The 18,008-nt window shown below is 59.1% G+C and carries 13 protein-coding genes and 1 pseudogene; 4 read left to right on the top strand and 10 right to left on the bottom strand.

Annotation, left to right across the window (positions count from 1 at the left end):
• Positions 1-5: 5 nt before the first annotated feature.
• The 4 genes from HX790_RS22810 to HX790_RS22795 are packed head-to-tail and all read right to left on the bottom strand — an operon-like array spanning position 6 to position 6,117.
• On the bottom strand, positions 6-1,199 hold the full coding sequence (locus HX790_RS22810; protein WP_017138793.1) for a hybrid sensor histidine kinase/response regulator: 1,194 nt from the start codon (positions 1,197-1,199) through the stop codon (positions 6-8).
• On the bottom strand, positions 1,193-1,792 hold the full coding sequence (locus tag HX790_RS22805; RefSeq protein WP_017138794.1) for a chemotaxis protein CheB: 600 nt from the start codon (positions 1,790-1,792) through the stop codon (positions 1,193-1,195). The genes HX790_RS22810 and HX790_RS22805 overlap by 7 nt, the downstream gene beginning before the upstream one ends.
• Positions 1,789-2,619, bottom strand: coding sequence for a protein-glutamate O-methyltransferase CheR (locus HX790_RS22800; protein ID WP_017138795.1), 831 nt, complete (start codon positions 2,617-2,619; stop codon positions 1,789-1,791). The genes HX790_RS22805 and HX790_RS22800 overlap by 4 nt, the downstream gene beginning before the upstream one ends.
• Positions 2,620-6,117, bottom strand: coding sequence for a response regulator (locus tag HX790_RS22795; protein ID WP_176992196.1), 3,498 nt, complete (start codon positions 6,115-6,117; stop codon positions 2,620-2,622).
• Positions 6,118-6,382: 265 nt separating this feature from the next.
• On the opposite strand from HX790_RS22795, the gene HX790_RS22790 reads away from it, so the two are divergent.
• The 3 genes from HX790_RS22790 to HX790_RS22780 all read left to right on the top strand — a co-directional run bounded on the left by HX790_RS22790 (position 6,383) and on the right by HX790_RS22780 (position 12,161).
• The gene (locus HX790_RS22790; RefSeq protein WP_176992195.1) at positions 6,383-9,898 is read left to right on the top strand and encodes a hypothetical protein; all 3,516 of its coding nucleotides are present in this window, start codon (positions 6,383-6,385) and stop codon (positions 9,896-9,898) included.
• Between the two features lie 212 nt (positions 9,899-10,110).
• Positions 10,111-10,476, top strand: a complete 366-nt coding sequence (locus tag HX790_RS22785; RefSeq protein WP_176992194.1) for a response regulator — start codon at positions 10,111-10,113, stop codon at positions 10,474-10,476.
• 284 nt (positions 10,477-10,760) lie between these two features.
• The gene (locus tag HX790_RS22780; RefSeq protein WP_099549738.1) at positions 10,761-12,161 is read left to right on the top strand and encodes a DUF1254 domain-containing protein; all 1,401 of its coding nucleotides are present in this window, start codon (positions 10,761-10,763) and stop codon (positions 12,159-12,161) included.
• A 97-nt stretch (positions 12,162-12,258) separates the two neighbouring features.
• Here HX790_RS22780 and HX790_RS22775 read toward each other — a convergent pair whose 3' ends face one another.
• Both HX790_RS22775 and HX790_RS22770 read right to left on the bottom strand, forming a co-directional pair.
• A complete protein-coding gene (locus HX790_RS22775) occupies positions 12,259-12,927 on the bottom strand; it encodes a DUF3313 domain-containing protein (RefSeq protein ID WP_176992193.1) in 669 nt (222 codons plus the stop codon).
• A 216-nt stretch (positions 12,928-13,143) separates the two neighbouring features.
• On the bottom strand, positions 13,144-14,142 hold the full coding sequence (locus HX790_RS22770; RefSeq protein ID WP_176992192.1) for a succinylglutamate desuccinylase/aspartoacylase family protein: 999 nt from the start codon (positions 14,140-14,142) through the stop codon (positions 13,144-13,146).
• An 84-nt stretch (positions 14,143-14,226) separates the two neighbouring features.
• Here HX790_RS22770 and HX790_RS29650 point away from each other — a divergent pair.
• A pseudogene (locus tag HX790_RS29650) lies at positions 14,227-14,772 on the top strand (TetR/AcrR family transcriptional regulator); the annotation flags it as partial.
• On the opposite strand, the gene HX790_RS22765 reads toward HX790_RS29650, so the two are convergent.
• The 4 genes from HX790_RS22765 to HX790_RS22750 are packed head-to-tail and all read right to left on the bottom strand — an operon-like array spanning position 14,728 to position 17,987.
• Entirely contained in the window at positions 14,728-15,726 is a 999-nt protein-coding gene (locus HX790_RS22765) for a DMT family transporter (RefSeq protein WP_099549734.1), read from the bottom strand. The pseudogene HX790_RS29650 and the gene HX790_RS22765 overlap by 45 nt on opposite strands.
• Positions 15,723-16,421 carry an ABC transporter permease gene (locus tag HX790_RS22760; RefSeq protein WP_017138806.1) on the bottom strand — a complete coding sequence of 233 codons (699 nt, stop codon included), beginning with the start codon at positions 16,419-16,421 and terminating at the stop codon, positions 15,723-15,725. The genes HX790_RS22765 and HX790_RS22760 overlap by 4 nt, the downstream gene beginning before the upstream one ends.
• Positions 16,422-16,428: 7 nt before the next feature.
• On the bottom strand, positions 16,429-17,133 hold the full coding sequence (locus HX790_RS22755; RefSeq protein WP_056859985.1) for an ABC transporter permease: 705 nt from the start codon (positions 17,131-17,133) through the stop codon (positions 16,429-16,431).
• Complete coding sequence (locus tag HX790_RS22750) at positions 17,133-17,987, bottom strand: transporter substrate-binding domain-containing protein (protein ID WP_026013821.1); 855 nt, start codon at positions 17,985-17,987, stop codon at positions 17,133-17,135. The genes HX790_RS22755 and HX790_RS22750 overlap by 1 nt, the downstream gene beginning before the upstream one ends.
• Between the last annotated feature and the right edge of the window lie 21 nt (positions 17,988-18,008).

Raw genomic sequence — 18,008 nt, 5'->3', positions numbered from 1 at the left:
TGATTTCATTGCGGCTCGCCAAGTGGCAGGCACACCCTGAACAACGCGCCCTCGCCTATCTGGCTTTCCACCTCGATGGTGCCGCCATGGGCCGTCACGATCTGCTCGGAAATAAACAGCCCCAAGCCCAGGCCTGCCGCTACATGGCTGGCCGAAACGCGTTCGAATTGCTGGAAAATGCGCTTCTGGTTGTCTGCGCTGATGCCGATGCCACGGTCACGCACCTCGACGCGCGCCTCACCGTGCTCGGTGTACACACGCACATCCACTGGGCTTTTGGCACCGTAACGCAAAGCGTTGGTGAGCAGGTTGGTGACCACTTGCTCAATACGGAACTCATCCCAATTGCCCTCCACAGGTTCATCGGCAACCAGGTGCATCGAAGAACCGGCGGATGCCACTTGCGGGGCGAAGTTTTTCACCAGGTTGCGCACCAGTTGCGCCAGGTCAAAGCGCGCCGGGCGAATCGACAGTTTGCCGGTGCGGATGCGCGACACGTCGAGCATGTCCTCGATCAGGCGGATAAGGCTCTGGATCTGGCGCTCGTCGCGGTCAACCATGGCGTGCATCTTGTCCAGGGTAAACGCGGCGGCGTTATCCCGAGCCAGGTGCATCTTGCGCAGCTGCGTTTCCAGGATCAGCCCGTTAAGCGGTGTGCGCACTTCGTGAGCGACGATCGACATGAAGTCGTCACGCATGCGCACGGCCTGCTCAAGCTCCGCCTGGGTGGCCTGCAGGCGCGTCAGCAGCAGCTCCTGCTCGCGGCGGCTGCGCTCCAGGGCTTCGACCTGCTGTTTCATGGCCTTGCTCTGGCGGTACAAGTCGACGAACACATTGACCTTGCTTTTCACCGCATGGATATCCAGCGGCTTGTGCAAAAAATCCACCGCACCGCTTTCATAGCCTTTGAAGGCATAGTTGAGTTCGCGGCCGGCGGCGCTGACGAACACAATCGGGATGTTCTTGGTCTTTTCGGTGCCGCGCATCAGTTCGGCCAGCTCGAAACCGTTCATGCCGGGCATCTGCACATCGAGAATCGCCATGGCGAACTCATGCTCCAGCAACAGTGACAAGGCCTCGTCAGCGCTCAAGGCCTTGAAAACCTGCCGATCTTCGCGCTTGATCAGCGCCTCAAGGGCCAGCAGGTTTTCCGGCAGATCGTCGACGATCAGCAGTTTGGCCTGGACAGTACTTAACATGGGGAAGATTCCAGGGAAGCCAGCAGTGAGCCAATCCGGCTCAAGGTGAGAATATGATCAGGTGTGTGCAAGGCCAGCGCCGCCAAGGGCATCACGGCGATACGTGCTTCTGTGGGCTCTTGGACGATGGTGGTGCCACCCGAGTCTTTGACGTGGGCAAGGCCACGCGCGCCATCCTGGTTGGCGCCGGTCAGCAGAATCGCCAGCAGGCTGTTGCCGTAGGTGTCGGCAGCCGAGGCGAACAGGTAATCGATGGCCGGCCGCGAATGGTGCACGCGGTCTTCCTGGCTCATCGACAGGCTACGGTCGCTTTCTACCGACAGGTGATAGCCGGGGCCGGCGAAATACAGGGTGCCTGGCGTAATCGTTTCCTTGTCGCGTGCTTCTTGCACCGGAATGCTCAGGCGCCGCGCAAAGACTTCGGCCAGCTGGCTGCGGCGCTCATCCGGCAGGTGCAACACGGCAATAATCGGCAAACTGAAGGTGTCAGGCAACGTACCAAAAATCGTCAGCAACGCCTCAACACCGCCGGCGGAGGCGCCGACGACGATGGCTTCAATCCCGCGTGGCGGGTTAGTTGCGGCCTCGCTCATGATTTTCGGTAGATCCGTTCCTGTTTGACCAAGGGTTCGAATTGCTTGCTGTAGGCGGAGAAATCCAGGGTTTCCTTACTGCCCAGCACCAGGAAGCCGCGATGGCACAGCGATTCATGAAACAACCCAAACGCTCGATCCTGTAACTTTTTATTGAAATAAATCAATACGTTACGGCATGAAATTAACTGAGTTTCTGAGAATACGCTATCGGTTGCCAGGCTGTGATCGGCAAAGGTCACGTTCTCGCGCAGCGTCTTGTCGAAGATCGCGTAATCGTAAGCCGCTGTGTAGTAGTCGGCAAATGAACGTTGGCCGCCCGCCTGCTGATAATTGGCAGTGTACGCACGCACGTTCTCCAGGGAGAAAATCCCTTGCTTGGCTTTGTCCAGGGACGCCGGGTTGATGTCCGTGGCGTAAATGATGGTGCGCTCCAGCAAACCCTCTTCGCGCAGCAGGATCGCCATGGAGTACACCTCCTCGCCCGTGCTGCACCCGGCGATCCAGATTTTGATCGACGGGTAGGTCTTGAGCAGCGGCACCACTTCCCGGCGAATCGCCAGAAAGTGCGAGGGGTCGCGAAACATCTCGCTCACCGGGATCGTCAGAAACTGCAGCAACTGCATGAACGCCGTCGGATCATGCAGCACCCGCTCCTGCAGCGCAGAAATGGTCGCGCAATCGAACTGGCGCAGTGCGTGGGCCACGCGGCGCTTGACGGACGCGCCGGAATAGTCGCGAAAGTCGTAGCTGTACTTGAGGTAAATTGCCTCAATCAGCAGGCGCAGCTCAATGTCGCTGCTTTTTTCCAAGAAAACTTGCTCCACTTAAATGCGTTCCATCTTTGGCAGCCATACGCGAATCAGCGAGAACAGCCGGTCCAGGTCAATCGGCTTGGCCAGGTAATCGTTGGAGCCCGCCGCCAGGCAGCGTTCCTGATCGTCCTTCATGGCTTTGGCCGTCACTGCAATAATCGGCAGTTTCTTCCAGCGTGGGTCCTGGCGGATCAAGGCAGTCGCCTCGTAACCGTCCATCTCCGGCATCATTACGTCCATCAGCACCAGGTCGATGTCCTCGACTTCATTGAGTTTGTCGATGGCTTCATGACCGTTACGCCCGATCACCACCACCGCGCCTTTGTGCTCCAGGGCACTGGTCAGGGCGAAGATGTTGCGCACATCGTCGTCGACCAGCAGGATCTTGCGCCCCTCGAAGACCTTGTCGCGGCTGCGGGCGGTCTTGAGCATCTTCTGGCGGTCATGGGACAGCTGGGATTCGACTTTGTGCAGAAACAGTGTCACTTCGTCCAGCAAGCGTTCAGGTGAGCGCGCGCCTTTGATGATGATCGAGCGCGAATACTTGCGCAGCTCGGCTTCTTCGTCGCGGGTCAGGTTACGCCCGGTGTACACGATCACCGGCGGGAACGAGCAGATATCCTCGGTGGCCATGCGCTTGAGCAGCTCATTGCCGAGCATGTCCGGCAGCTTGAGGTCGATGATCATACAGTCGTAGACGTTAGTGCGCAGCAGGTCCAAGGCGGCCTGCGCGTAGCCGACGTCGGTGATTTCGATGTCATCGTCGCCGATCAGGCGGGCAATGCTGTCGCGCTGCAGGTCATCGTCCTCCACCAGCAACACGCGCTTGACCTTCTGGGTCAGCTTGGCTTCCAGGCGCGCAAACACGTCCTTGAGCTCTTCGCGGGTGGTCGGCTTCACCGCATAACCGATGGCGCCCATGTGCATGGCGGCTTCGACGCGGTCTTCAACGGAGATCACATGCACGGGAATGTGGCGGGTATTGGCGTGCTCCTTGAGGCGTTGCAACACGGTCAGCCCGGAATGGTCGGGCAGGCGCATGTCCAGCAGAATCGCGTCCGGGATGTACTCCTCGGCCAGACTGTAGCCTTCGTCTGCGCCGTGGGCGACCAGGCAGTTGTAGCCCAGTTCGTGGGCCAGGTCGTAAAGGATGCGGGCGAAATTGGGTTCATCTTCCACCACCAGGATGCAGCGGGTAGCGAACGGTGCCTTGTCGCGGTCGTCGGCAAAGCGCGGAATCTGCTTGGCATCGGCCACCGGCAGCGGTGAGATCGCGATGGGCTTGGGTGCAGGTGCCGCCACCACTTGGCGCGGCGGCTCGATCGGCGCGGCACCTTCCTCGCGCTCTACATATTGCTCCGGCAGTACCAGGGTGAATACGCTGCCCTTGCCCGGTTCGCTGGTCACGCTGATATAGCCGCCGAGCAAGGTCGCCAGATCACGGGAGATCGACAGGCCCAGCCCGGTGCCGCCGTAACGGCGGTTGGTGGTGCCATCGGCCTGGCGGAAGGCTTCGAAGATACTTTCCTGCTGGTCTGGCGCGATGCCAATGCCCGAGTCGCGAACGGTAAAGGCTACGCCCTCCCCTGGTGCACGGGATACCGACAGGCTGACATCACCCTGCTCGGTAAACTTGACCGCGTTGGACAGCAGGTTCTTGAGGATCTGCTCCAGGCGCTGGCGGTCGGTGAACAGCATCGGCGGCGCATCCGCTTGAATGTCCACCTGGAAGCCCAGCTTGCGGTCAGCCGCCAGCGGCTCGAACATCCCGCGCAGGCCATCGACCAGGCGCGCCACGCTGGAGTTTTCCGGGCGCATTTCCAGCTTGCCGGCTTCGACCTTGGAAATGTCCAGAATATCGTTGATCAGGTTCAACAGGTCGTTGCCCGCCGAATAGATCGACTCGGCAAACTTGACCTGCTCGGTGCTGAGGTTTTCCTGCGGGTTCTCGGCCAGCAATTTGGCCAGAATCAACGAGCTGTTGAGCGGCGTGCGCAGCTCGTGGGACATGTTGGCGAGGAATTCGGACTTGTACTTGCTGGAGCGCTGCAGCTCGTCGGCACGGTCTTCCAGTTCCAGTTGAGCCTTGTTCAACTCGACGTTCTTGCGATCCATGGCGTCGCGCTGTTCGGCCAGAGTCTGGGTCTGTTCGGCCAGTTGCTCGTTGGTCTGCTCAAGCTCAGCCTGCTGGGTTTCCAGATGGGCCTGGGACTCCTTGAGGATACGTGACTGTTCTTCGAGCTCTTCGTTGGCGGTTTTGAGTTCTTCCTGCTGCACTTGCAGCTCTTCGTTGAGCTGCTGGGTTTCGGCGAGCACTTCCTGCAGGCGTTGGCGATAGCGCGCCGCTTCGATGGAGGTGCCGATATTGCCGGCAATCAGCTCCAGCAGCTCGACGTCACGATCATCCAACGGGCGCAGGAAGCCGAGTTCGATCACGCCGTTGACGCGATCATCGTCGCTGGTCGGTACCACCAGTACGCTGCGGGTCGAACCTTCGCCCAGGCCGGAACTGACCTTGAAGTAATCCACCGGCACATCATCCAGGCGAATCAGGCGATCAAGCTGGGCGGCCTGCCCGACGATGCCCTCGTCGCTATAGATCGCCTGCTCTTTTTGCTCCTGCTCGCGGGAAAACCCATAGGTGGCCACGCGCTTGAGGCCGCCGTGCTCTTCGCGCACATACAGCGCCGCTACCGCCGAGCCCATGTATTGGGCGAAAAACTGCAGGATATTGCGCCCAAGCATGTTCAGCGTCAGTTGGCCGAGCACCTGTTCGGCCAGTTCGGTCTGGCCGTTACGCAGCCAGGCCTGTTGCTCCAGGCGCCGGGCGATCTTCTGTTGTGACGCGAGGTTTGCGCTGTAACTCTCTGACAATGCAATTAAATTCTTTCTACCGATGTAGGCCAGAAAACCGCTCAGTCCAAGCACGAAGGCCAGGTACAAGGTCACGCTGATGATCGTGGTGCGGGTGACATCGGCATTGCGCGTGACACGGAACGCTTGCTCCATCGCCACCGCATCCGTGTATTCGTTGCGAATCGCGTCGGTCAGGCTCTTGCCGCGGCCGGCCTGCACCGCCCCGCGGTAATCGCCACTGCTGCGCTGCAAGTCGATCATCGATTGGGCGTACTTGTTCCACTCGTATTGCATCGACTCCAGACGCTTGAGGCGGTCGACCTGCTGTGGGTTGTCCGCCACCAGCTCCTGCAGGTTGCGCAGGTCACCAATGATGCGGGGCTTGGCCACTTCGTAAGGGTCGAGGAAATGCTCGTCGCCAGTGATCAGAAAGCCACGCAGGCCGGTTTCCAGGTCCACCGTCAGTTTGGATGACTCATTGAGGTTATTGATAACCCGGTCGGTGTGCTCCACCCACTGGATAACCGACAGCAAATAAGTGATCAGGCAGACGAAAAACACCGCGCTGAGCACGCCGACGCCCAAGGGTAACGCGACGTTTCGGCTCAACAGGGTACGGAAGCTCTTTTCATCGACGGACGACGCGGGAGTCATGGGCATGCCTTGGCCAAGTGCAGAAAAAGGGGGAGTTTGCCCGAATATCAGGGGGCAAGGCTATGTTTGTGCGTTGTTTTGAAGCGCTGGCCTACAGGCTGCGAGTGAGTTACACGCCAATTCGGGCCGGTTTCATCAGACCCCTTACATACGTGCATACAGATGCGGCGGAACGTAGGTGAAGGGTTGCGGCACTCAGGACAGCGCCTCACGAACACGGAAGATCTTTTGGAAGGCGTCTTTTTTGCCCCCCAAGGTACCCCCAATGAGCATAACCGCCCCTACCCGCACACTGGCAGACAACCCCAGCGCCTTTGTCGTCGAAGCTCCCGCGCCGGTTGCGCAAGACGCTTCACACACGTTCACTACGACCGCCTCAGATTCCCCACACGCGGTTCAAACACCTGCCCCCGCCACCTTGCGCACACAACTGGCAGACCAGCAGAACCTGCGCAACCTGGCCGAGCAACTGCGCGGCATTGATACCCGGACGTATGGCAAGCCCGTTACCCCGGACAATGTCTCATTCGGGTTGAACAATAGTCGTCTGACGCCCCATAAAGACTCGGCGTACGCCCACGTGCAGCCGGCAGCGCAAACCCTGGCGACAGTGATCACGCACTTGGGTTTTGAACTGCCGCGCACGGTCGATGAGATGGCGGCACTCGCGCAGAAACTGGAGCAAAAGGCCTTACAGCACCCCCTGGGTGATTTCGGTGGCGCTCTCACCTGGCCAATTCCCATGGCGAAGGCGGACCAGCACAGCATTCGCGCCTTCCTCAAATCCGACACAACAGGTTTGCCAGGTTTGCCGTTGCCACCCCATGGCAATGGCGTACTGACCTATCTGCTGAGCGGCAGTTCGGTCAGCCAAAGCGACTTGCAAGACCCGACCGTGACGATACAAAAGCTGCTCGACTCGCCTAAGGCCCGAGCACTCGGCCTGGCTTTGCAGGCCCACCTGCAGGGCGCGGCCACGGACAACAGCCTCTACGACTACGTATTAGCGGCGATTCACCTGGGGCTCGACCCGGAGTCACTCAGGGCACCTGAGCGCAACAAAATCGCCGAATGGCCTCTGCATGCCCCTGATCACTGGGGGCAGCGACCCTCAGAGGTTACCGCGTGTTTGAGCCGTCATCTTGAGAAAAATGGCCGCGCCAATTCCAGCACGGTCAAACTCGCTACCCATCTGTTGCTGTCCAGGGTAGCGCCGCAGTTTCTGATTAAAGATATTCCCGACAGTGTAAAAATCGGCAGCGTGGCGTGGTTCAACCTGACGGTTGCGGCCGCGGCTATCGAAGCCGAGCGGCCAGGTACCGTCGCCAATATGACCTTTGCCGAGGTCATGTGCCATGCACAAAAATGTGCACCATCGGCTGCGAATGAGCACGCTCAGGCCCGCGCACTGGTGGATTGGGGAGTTGCCAACGGTGTATTCGTTGCAAATGCAGAGGACAGCTATAGCCTCGAACGACTCAATACCCTCAAGGATGAATTCAACAGACAAGTCAGCAAGCGGTTGGTTGCCAGCCAGACATTGGACAAAGCACTACCCACGCGAGAAGGTATTGCGCGGACCAAGCTCATCGAGCGATTTGGCGACCTCGGAGCGCTTTTCGACTTGAAGGTGCTCGGTACAGACCCGTATCGCGGGGAGCCCGGTCAAGTCGGGCTGGGCGGCATGCATTCGCTATTGGACATCGCCATGATGGACATGCCGAATCCGCGCCCCTTTATGTCAACTGACCCGCGTATCCCATTGGAAGCCTTGAACAGTAACCCAAGGTTTGGCGTCCAGGAGGCGTTCGATCAGCAGTTTGCACGCGCAATCGCTGATAAAAAGGACGCGGTCGCTACGACCGTTCAGCACATGATCTCCCAACTTCTCTTAGAGGACCGAGAAAAATTCGATTTCGGGAAGCTCGAGTTTTTTTATGAGCGCACATCCAGGCTGTCGACCGGCTTCTGGGGCAGCACGCCAGATAAAAATCAACCGGAACTGTTGGTCAAGGTTGAGCTGGAAGGTCAGATAACCACCTACGAAATCGACCTGAACCGCGGCACGATTGAAGGGGTGCCGCTGTCCAGGATCACGCAACCCAAGCCAATGATTGCCAACAGGGTATTTACCGTCAATCAGGTCAAGCTCGAGGGGGCAGACAGTCGTCTGAGCACGGAGCAACCGGTAAAGGACGGCCCCTTGGATAGCTTCAATAGCGAGCGCTCCCATCGCATAGGCACAGTATTTGCCGAACACCTTGAACTCGACGACCCCGCGATAAAAGAACTGGCGCGCGGCCAGACTACCCTGGATACATTGCAGGGCGGGCCAAAACCACTGAGTAATTTCCTGTTAAATCTGATTCCTTTCAGATCAGCCGTCATCAACTTTCAGAACGGCAACTATGGCGATGGAATATTCGACCTGACACTGGATATCTTCGGGTTCCTGAGTGCCGGTGCCGCCACCGCAGGAAAATTGATCAAGATAGGCGGCTCGGCTCTTTCCACGGGCGCCAAGGGGTTAAAGGCCGTCCAGATTATCGGCGCCTCCACGCTCGGCCTGCTCAACCCCGTGAGTGGTTTGGGTGATTTGGCGGTTGGAGGCCTCAAGCTATTGGGTAAAGGCGGCAATTACCTGTTGTCCAAAGGTGCCGATGCTATCAGCGCGCTCAAGGCAGCCAGTAATACCCACGGCATAGTGGCGACGGGGACCTTCAAACTTGCAGGGCGGACTGCTGAAGGGGCCGCGGTGTTTCAAAAGGGCAAGTGGTATAGCTATAACCCTGGCACGCAACAACCGTATGGTACCGGGCTCACCGATTTCAAACCTGTAACCGTCGCGGCCAATGGTGAAATAAACAACAACTTCATAGATTGGCTGGCCACTTATGTCGCTCCCGTACCAAATGCAACCGGAGATCAGTTCAGGCAAGCCTTACAGGCAGCGCAACAAAGCAACCCAGTTGCTTACGCTCGAGGTCTTTCCGGGGTTGTCGACGATATCCCGGGCTATCACTCGAGCATGAGGGTCTCGCAGATAAAAAGCTTGGCCGTCAGCAAGGCCGGGAATCCCGAAGCCATCGGCACATTGGCCAAAGAGATAGAAAAGCGCATGGCGATCCAGAGTCTTGAGAGCTTCAAGACGTTTGAAGCGGAAGTACTGGCCGAAGGTGGCAAGGCCTACATCATGCCGCAGAACTTCTATCTCAGCCAAACTGACCTGGCGTCCAATGGTGAGTGTGCAGCCCTAGTGAATACGATGGCGCTGGCCATTCTTAACAACCGCAGGGACGCCTTCATCAATAACTTTTTCAAAGCCGCCAGGAATGCTAACGACACCAAGGTTCGGGCCTTTCGCAAAGAGCTGAACGAAATGCATCAGGTGCTCCGCGAACAGTTTCACGGTATTCAACGCGTCAGCCAAGTGCCGTATACCGACGTTGCTGCGCGTTTAAGTACCGCAAGCCCTCCCACGCTCCTGAAGATCAGCACCCAGAACCATGGGCTTCTGGCGGGCGTCACGCTCGATAAAAACAACCAGAAGGAATGGTTTTTCTTTAATCCAAACTTCGGTCTTGCAACTTTTCCAAATGAAGCCTCAATGCGAAAAGGCTTGGAAGTCTCCTTGAACAGCGGGAAGACGGCGGGCACCCTTGATCCCGTGGCGGTGACCAAAGGTGTGCCGGAGTACCACATCAGCGAATTCAGTGATGGAGACTTTGTTATGACGGTGCCCTACAACAAACCGTATGCCCTGTTTAACACCACACTTTGACTTTCGCTTGACCCCCTGGTGTCAATGGCCCGCTTGTAGCGTGTCATTGACGCATTGCCCGCTCAGCACACCGCCTCCATGCCACGCGACATTTGCCCCCTTTCCCTTCACAATGCCCCACCAATGGAACTTGCCGAGATGGCCGTGACTCAGTAGAGAACGGTCTTACAACCGACAGACACCTGCCCTTCCATTTTTCAGGAATTCCCCCTATGTGCGCTGCCCCCTCCACCATCCTTGTAGTCGAAGACGACGCCATCGTGCGCATGCTGATCGTCGATGTACTCGAAGAGTTGGAGTTCTCGGTGTTTGAGGCTGCCGATGCCGAACAGGCCCTCAAGATGGCTGAAGATGCCGACAAGCATATCGACCTGATGATGACCGATATGGGCCTGCCAGGCATGAGCGGCAAGGATCTGGCCACCCAAGTACGCGTGCTTCGCCCTAGCCTGCCGATCCTGTTCGCCAGCGGCTATGCCGAAAACATCGACGTACCCGCAGGTATGCAGGTAATTGCCAAGCCGTTCTCCATTGATCAACTGCGTGACAAGGTCAAATCGATGTTGCCTGCCGCTTGAGGGCACTGCCTCACAGGCAATGCCCACAACTGCGGCACTCAAAACCGTGAACACCCCCACATCCACTACATTCCCATCGACTGGGCACGGGCAGGGCCTGGAAAGCCGGCAGTCATATCCTTGGCGCTTTTGACGAACCGCCATGGACAGTGGCACGCAAGGCCGACGGAGTCACTCAGCTCACGTTGTTTGCAGGGATTAACGTGACGTTCGGCCAATAAAACAGGAAACTCTGGGCTTTGATCCCACGCCCTCTAAAAAGCACTCAGGAAGGACGCAACAACATGATTGGAAAACCGACGCGCCTGCTGTTGGCGAGCCTCTCGATACTCATGAGCACCGGCGCCTGGGCCGATTTCACGGCGACCCCGACTGAAGCCCGGGCCATTGCCAAGGAAGCCTACCTGTATGGCTACCCGGTAGTGGAGATGTACAAGACGCTCTACACCCAGGCCGTTGATAAAGGCGGTGCCAACTACAAGGCACCGTTCAATCATATCGGCAACACCGCCCAGGTGTTCACACCCAGGGACACCGCATTCGTCACTCCGAACTCGGACACACCCTACTCTTTCGTGTGGATGGACCTGCGCAAAGAGCCGTTGGTGCTGACCCTGCCCAAGATTGAAGACAACCGTTACTACTCGGTACAGTTGATCGATCTATACACCCAGAACATCGCCTACCTGGGCACCCGCAGCACCGGCAACAATGGTGGCCACTACATGATCGCCGGGCCGGACTGGAAAGGTCAGCAACCTGTCGACGTCGATCGCGTGATCTACAGCGAAAGCAACATTGCCTATGCGCTGTACCGCACGCAGCTGTTTGATGAAAAGGACTTGAACAAGGTCAAGCAGATCCAGAATGGCTACAAAGTGCAGCCGCTGAGTGCCTACGTGAAACAGCCTGCGCCGGCCAAAGTAGCGAAGATCGAATGGCCCAAACCCATGGCAACCATGACCGAAGGCCCGCAGCTGTTTCGCTACCTCAACTTCATGCTGGCCTTTGCCGCGCCTCAGGACAGCGAGAAAGACCTGATGACGCGCTTTGCCAGGATCGGCATCGCCCCCGGCGCGCCCTTCAAGGTCAAGGACCTGACCGCTGAACAGCGCAAAGCCCTGGAAGACGGGATTGCCGATGGCCGCGCTGAGTTCGCCGCGTTCAAGAAAGACAAAATCGACACTCACCAAGTCACCAGCAGCGACCTGTTCGGCAGCCGTGACCGCCTGAAAAACAACTACCTGTACCGCTATGCCGGCGCAAACATGGGGATTTTCGGCAACTCCACCGACGAAGCCATCTACATGAGCTACTTCGTCGACAGCGAAGGCAAACCGGCCAACGGCGCACGCCACAGCTACACCGTGCACTTTGCCAAGGACCAGCTGCCACCGGCCGAAGCGTTCTGGTCGCTGACCATGTACGACGCCAAAACCAAGCTGCTGGCGCCCAACCTCAAGAAGCGCTACCTGATCAACTCAGCGATGCTGCCCAACCTCAAACTGGACGCCGACGGTGGCCTGACCTTGGCCTTGCAGCATCACGAGCCGCCAAAGGCCGAACAGAGCAACTGGTTGCCGGCCCCGCCCGGTCCGTTTTACGCCGTACTGCGGATTTACCTGCCCAAGCCTGAGGTGGGGAATGGCCAATGGAAGCTGCCGCCACTGACCCCGCTTAAATAATGCTCGGGTGAAAGCAGCGTGCCCGTGCGCAAGGGCGGGCACGCGCCTGAAGACATCAGGCCAACAAGGGTGCTTGCGCCCTTGCCACAGTTAGTAGTCAGGGCTTTTTGAGCTTCACAAAGGACTGATGCAAGTCCGACGCCCAGCCGTCAATCACGCTTTTTACGTCATCGGCCTTCATCACCTGCGAGTCGTTGGACAACGGCTTGCCGGTGCCTTTGCGCACCACCTGGGCAATTACTTTGCCGCTGCCACCGTCGAGGAACTGCGCTTCAGTGCCCAGGGTGGTTTCCTGGTCACGAATGCCGGTGCCGGCGCTCACTGCAGCAGCCACCAGCGCCACAGGGACATACTCGTAGGGCTTGAGACTTTCGGTCTTGCTGCTGACGGCGGTAATGGCCGCGCGCACCACGATCACACCTGGGCCTGGCGCGTTGGCCAGCGGCAGCGATTTGGCCAGCTCACGCTTGAGCGCCTGGTTGTAATAGGTGTTGATGCCGTTGAGGGTGCTGTCGGGAATTTTCGCAGTAGCTTGGGGCTTGGGGTAAAACTGCGTCGGTTCGATGAACACCGCCGTGAAGTTATTCAGACTCAGCTCGGGATCAACCCAGCGCATCACCTCGGCCCCTGAAGGCGACTTCGCCTCTTTGAGGAGGCTGTAGTCCGAGAGAAAGCCTGAATATTCGTCCGGTTGCGTTACCTTGCTGGCACAGCCGACCATTGCAATTGCAACGCACAGCGTGCTGATCATTAGCCTTGATTTCATCATTGAACTCCCTGGCAGTCATCGTCGATAGCCCTGAACTGTAGGTATAGCCCACTTATCCATTGATCGAAGGCGACCTGATTGCCGATTACGAGGGTAAATTGTGGGAGCGGGCTTGCTCGCGAATGCGGTGAGTCAGTCAACACGTCCTTCTCTGACACTCCGCTTTCGCGAGCAAGCCCGGCTCCCACAAGGGTTATGTGTAGGTCTGGGGATCTAAGGGTCCAGCACACCGCCGCTGTAGCTGTCCGACAACCGTGTGCCGGTGAATTTGGCCACCACCGCCCCCTGGGCCACCCGGCGCTCACGGTGGCGTGTCACCATGCGGCCGGTTTGCGCTGCCTGCAAAAACACTTCCGAAGACGGGTCGCCAGGGCAGCCTATAATGCGCGCGAAACGCTCGCCCTCTTCTACCAGGTCACCCAGGCTTTTTTCAAACACCAGCACACCGGCACAGGGCGCGAGGACGGTTTCCATGCAGCCCATGTCCACCACTTCGCCCTGCCATTCGCTGATCGTGGCGACTTCATCAATCACGCCATTGATGCACAGCCACGCCCACAGCCCGTCGGCGTCTTGTTGCGCGAGCGCATCGCTGACATCGGCCTGCCCGCGCAATTCGACAGTCGCGGCCAAGCGCGGCGCGCCATGGTTGATGATGGTTTCTTCAAAAGAGCCGTCACCGCCTTCATCCCAGACAATCACCACCTCGACCTGCAACGCGGCCGCCAGTGCCAGGCCTTGTTCAGGCCAGAAACTGCGATGAATATAAAGGTACGGCAAGGCCTCATCGTCGGTATGCAGGTCCAGCACCAGATCGGCGTCGGACGCCAACTGCACTAAACTTTTTTGCCAGTGCGCCAGGTTGCTCGCGGGGCGTTCCATGGCCAGGGAATGATCGAACGCACGGTTGAAGTTTTGCCCGGTGGCCTCATGGAAACGCCCGAGCAATTTGCCCTGGCGAAACTGGCCAATGCCAAAGGGGTTGGCCTGGGGCACCACGGTCACACTGCCGCGCAGGCGGCCCTGGGCCTGACACGCCTGCAAGCGCGGCAGCAGTTGGTGCAGCACCAGCATTCCGGCGATTTCATCGGCGTGTACACCCGCTTGCAGGTGCACCTTGGGGCCACTGCCGTCGCCTTCAAAGCGCCAGGCGCCGATGTGCAGTGTGTTGCCGGCATCGCCTGGCACCTGCCACGAAAGGTCTTTTGCCATGCCTTGCCCTCCTCTGATCATTTAATCGCTAGAGATTGAACACACGTTCAATTAACCTGAGCACCCTGGTCTTTTATCAAAGGCATGCCCGTGACCATCGACCCTCCCAAACTGCGCCGCGCCGACCCCGATGAACGCCGCGACTTATTGGTTGCCGCGACCCTTACCTGCCTGGCCCGTGACGGCCACGCCGGGATTTCCGTGCGCCGCATTGCCGCCGAAGCCGGCGTTTCGGTGGGTTTGCTCAACCACCATTTCGGCAGCATCGACGCATTGATCGCCGAGACTTACCACAAGCTCGCCAATGAGCTGACCAGCGCGTTATGGGCGCAAGTCGAGCTGGCCGAAGGCGCCGCTGCGCGCCTGGACGCGTTTCTTAGCGCGTCGTTTTCGCCACGGGTGATGGACCCCGACCTGCTCGGCGTGTGGGTGGTGTTCTGGAGCCTGATCCGCCACTCGCCCCACGTAAACCAGTCCCACGAAAACAGCTACCGCGCCTACCTGGCGCTGATCCAACAGCTGCTGGACGACCTGGCCCGCAGCGAAAACCTGCTGATCCACGACAGCCACCTGGCCGCCATTGGCCTATCGGCGATGCTCGACGGGCTCTGGCTCGAGGGGTGTCTGAACCCCGGTACTTTCAGCCCCGCCAACAGGCTGCACATCTGTCGTTGCTGGGTACAGGGGTTGCGTTACGGAGCATTCGGCGCCGACCACATCTTGTGATTCCGAGTGGCGGGCGCTGAGCATGGCCAGGGTGCCGCTGACCGCGATCAACACGGCGCCGATGATCAGCGACACATCCATTGACGTGCCCCAGATCAGGCTCGAGAGCAAAAACGCCCAGATCAACCCGGTGTATTCGAACGGCGCCAGCAAGGTCGCCGTGGCCCGGCGGAAACTCGCAAACAACAGGAACTGACCTATGCCGCCGACCAGACCTGCGGCCAGCATCCCCAACCAGGCCGGGGTCGGCGCTGGCGTGTGGGTCCAGGGCAAGGTCAGCGCCATACAAACCACGAACACCACATTGGTGATCAGCATCTGCTCCAGCACCGAGGTTGCCGGGTCGACCTGGCGCAGCTGGATATAGGTGAACGCCCAGCACAACGCGGCCGCCAGGGTCAGCGCGATAGGCACTGGATCGAGCATGTTGCTGGGGCGACAAGCGATCACCACACCCACAAACCCGATGATCAGCGCCACCCATTGCCCACGGCTCGCACGTTCCTTGAGGATCAGCGCAGCCAGCAGCGTGACCATGACCGGCGCGGAGAAATACAAGGTGGTCATTTCCGCCAGGGTCAGGTCCTTGGCGGCGGTGTAATACAACAACCACGCCAGCAGCGAGAGCAGCCCACGAATGATCAGCAGCTTGCGGCTCACCGAGCTCCACGCCCGACGCAACAAGCCCATGCGCCCGGCGATCACGCACGCACCGACCACCACCAGGCTGCGCCAGAACAGAATGCTGAACACCGAATAATCGGCCACCAGCCATTTGATCACCGCGTCCTGCAACGCCAGAAACGCGTAGGCCAATGAGCACAGGGCAATCCCTTGCAGCGCGCCGTCCTGTTTCATCCCGCCGACCTGCGCAGCGGCGTGCCGCGCCGTTCGGCGATGGCGTAGACGCCCTCGATGAGGAAGGTCAGGCACAGGTAAACACCGGCCACCAACAATAAGGGTTGATAGATCTGCAAGGTCTGCGCACGTACGACGTTAGCCGCGCCCAGCAGGTCGACCACGGCAATGGTCGATGCCAGCGCGGTGGATTTGAGCAGCATCACCGTCTCACCGGCCAAGGTCGGCAACAGCAGACGCATCGCCCGTGGCAAGCGCACCCGCAGCAGGGCCTGGCGCGGGGTCATACCAAATGCCGAAGCGGCTTCCATCTCGCCCTTGGGCACCGCCAGCAGGCCACCGCGAATCACTTCACCGACGTAGGCGCCCACCGACAACACCAGGGCGAACACGATGTACCAGTAGCCGTCACGCAGGAACGGCCACAAAAAACTGCCGCGGATCATCGGGAACTGGGCAAACAGGCTGCCCAGGCCGTAGTAGAAAATGTAGATCTGGATCAGCAGCGGCGTACCGCGCAGCACACTGGTGTAGGCCAGCGCACCGCGCGCCAGCCATTTGCGCCGTGATAACCGCGCCAGAGCCACCAGCACCGCGAGGGCAAAACCCAGCACGGCGCTGATCAACAGCAATGACAAGGTGGTCTGCAAGCCCTTGGCGATCAGCCCGGCGTAGTAACTTATCCACTCAGGCATGCGCGCCTCACTCGACAACCGGCATCCAGCGACGAATACGTCGTTCCAGGCGTCCGGACAGGTAGTTGGAAGCCAGCGTCACCAGGTAATACAAGGCGGCGGCCGTGAGGTAGAACAGCAAGTAATGACGGGTGGAACCCGCCGCCTGCTTGGCGGTGTACAGCAGCTCATTGGTACCGACCACGCTGATCAAGGCACTGTCCTTGATCAAGTTGATCCACAGGTTGGACATCCCCGCCAGCGCATACGGCGCCATGATCGGCAAGGTCACCCGGCGAAACAGGCCAACGCCGCTCAAGCCGAAGGCCCGCGCCGCTTCGATCTGGCCGTGGGGAATCGCCAGGATTGCCGCGCGGAAAATCTCTGACGCATAGGCGCCCTGTACCAGCCCCAATACCAGGATCGCCACCAACGGCCCGCTGATGTTGACCTGGGCAAAACCCAGCCACAGCATCAACGCGTTGAGGCCCATGGAGCCTGCGTAATACAGCAGCAGGATCAGCAGCAGTTCCGGCACCGCGCGAAACACCGTGGTGTAACCGCGCATCAGCAGCGCAATCGGGCGCGGCGCGCTGAGCTTGGCGCAGGCCACCACCAGGCCGATCAGCAAGCCCACGGCAAACGCGCCAACGGAGATTTGCAGGGTCATCCATAACCCTTTGAGCAGTGCGTTGCCCCATCCTTGGTCACCAAAGCTGAGGAGATCGAGCATTATTCGGTCTTCTGGGCGATTTGCTGATAGGGGCTGTCACAGGTCTTGCTCACAAAGGCCGGCGTGTCACCGCGCTTGCACGGGCTGACCGACAGGCCGAAATAGTGCTGGGACAAGTCGTCATAGTCCTTGCTCACCAGCAGTTCGCCGATGGCTTTGTCCAGGCGTGCCTTGAGCGCGGTGTCTTCCTTGCGCAAACCAGCGCCGACGCCACGCCCGATGATCGGGTCGTAGGGCACGCTGGCGATATGCGCCAGGCCGCTGGCTTCCGGGGTCTTGACCATCATGGCGATGGCGGTGTCGTCGGCCATCATGTAGTCGATACGCCCGGCGATCAGGTCGGCATTCGCCGACTCCTGGGTGTCGTAGTACTTGAGGTCAGCGATGTTTTCGTAGTACTTCTTCAGGTAGTTGGCGCTGACCGTGGAGATCTGCACGCCGATCAACTTGCCCTTGAGGCCTTCGGGGGTGATGTCCACCGTAGCGCCTTTGGGGCCTGCCACGCCCAGCAGTGAATCGTAATAGGCGCGGCTGAAGGCGATTTGTTTTTCACGTTCATCGGTGACCGACATCGAGGAGAAAATCACGTCGATTTTCTTCGCCAGCAACGACGGAATGATGCCGTCCCACGCCACTTCCTTGATCTGACATTCGGCTTTCATGCCTTCACACAGCTTGTGGATCAGGTCCACTTCAAAGCCCGACCACTGGCCGTTACCGCCTTTTACGGTGAACGGCGGATAGGGTTCGGCCGCCACCGCGAACACGATGGGTTTTTCTGCCGCCAGGGTAAAACCTGCGGTCAACATCAACACTGCACTGCCCAACCACGTTGCCATGCGTTTGCATTTCATGATTTGCCCCGTCTTTTTCTG

This window comes from Pseudomonas sp. IPO3747, from assembly GCF_013385245.1.
In the GTDB taxonomy this organism is placed as follows: Bacteria; Pseudomonadota; Gammaproteobacteria; order Pseudomonadales; family Pseudomonadaceae; genus Aquipseudomonas; species Aquipseudomonas edaphica.
The sequence above is the reverse complement of the archived record's forward strand: the minus strand, read 5'-3'. Positions and strand labels throughout refer to the sequence as shown.

What these genes read in the sequence shown, in the direction of transcription:
- HX790_RS22810 (WP_017138793.1), bottom strand. Translation starts at nt 1,199, where the DNA reads ATGTTAAGTACTGTCCAGGCCAAACTGCTGATCGTCGACGATCTGCCG.
- HX790_RS22805 (WP_017138794.1), bottom strand. Translation starts at nt 1,792, where the DNA reads ATGAGCGAGGCCGCAACTAACCCGCCACGCGGGATTGAAGCCATCGTC.
- HX790_RS22795 (WP_176992196.1), bottom strand. Translation starts at nt 6,117, where the DNA reads ATGACTCCCGCGTCGTCCGTCGATGAAAAGAGCTTCCGTACCCTGTTG.
- HX790_RS22790 (WP_176992195.1), top strand. Translation starts at nt 6,383, where the DNA reads ATGAGCATAACCGCCCCTACCCGCACACTGGCAGACAACCCCAGCGCC.
- HX790_RS22785 (WP_176992194.1), top strand. Translation starts at nt 10,111, where the DNA reads ATGTGCGCTGCCCCCTCCACCATCCTTGTAGTCGAAGACGACGCCATC.
- HX790_RS22780 (WP_099549738.1), top strand. Translation starts at nt 10,761, where the DNA reads ATGATTGGAAAACCGACGCGCCTGCTGTTGGCGAGCCTCTCGATACTC.
- HX790_RS22775 (WP_176992193.1), bottom strand. Translation starts at nt 12,927, where the DNA reads ATGAAATCAAGGCTAATGATCAGCACGCTGTGCGTTGCAATTGCAATG.
- HX790_RS22770 (WP_176992192.1), bottom strand. Translation starts at nt 14,142, where the DNA reads ATGGCAAAAGACCTTTCGTGGCAGGTGCCAGGCGATGCCGGCAACACA.
- HX790_RS22765 (WP_099549734.1), bottom strand. Translation starts at nt 15,726, where the DNA reads ATGAAACAGGACGGCGCGCTGCAAGGGATTGCCCTGTGCTCATTGGCC.
- HX790_RS22760 (WP_017138806.1), bottom strand. Translation starts at nt 16,421, where the DNA reads ATGCCTGAGTGGATAAGTTACTACGCCGGGCTGATCGCCAAGGGCTTG.
- HX790_RS22755 (WP_056859985.1), bottom strand. Translation starts at nt 17,133, where the DNA reads ATGCTCGATCTCCTCAGCTTTGGTGACCAAGGATGGGGCAACGCACTG.
- HX790_RS22750 (WP_026013821.1), bottom strand. Translation starts at nt 17,987, where the DNA reads ATGAAATGCAAACGCATGGCAACGTGGTTGGGCAGTGCAGTGTTGATG.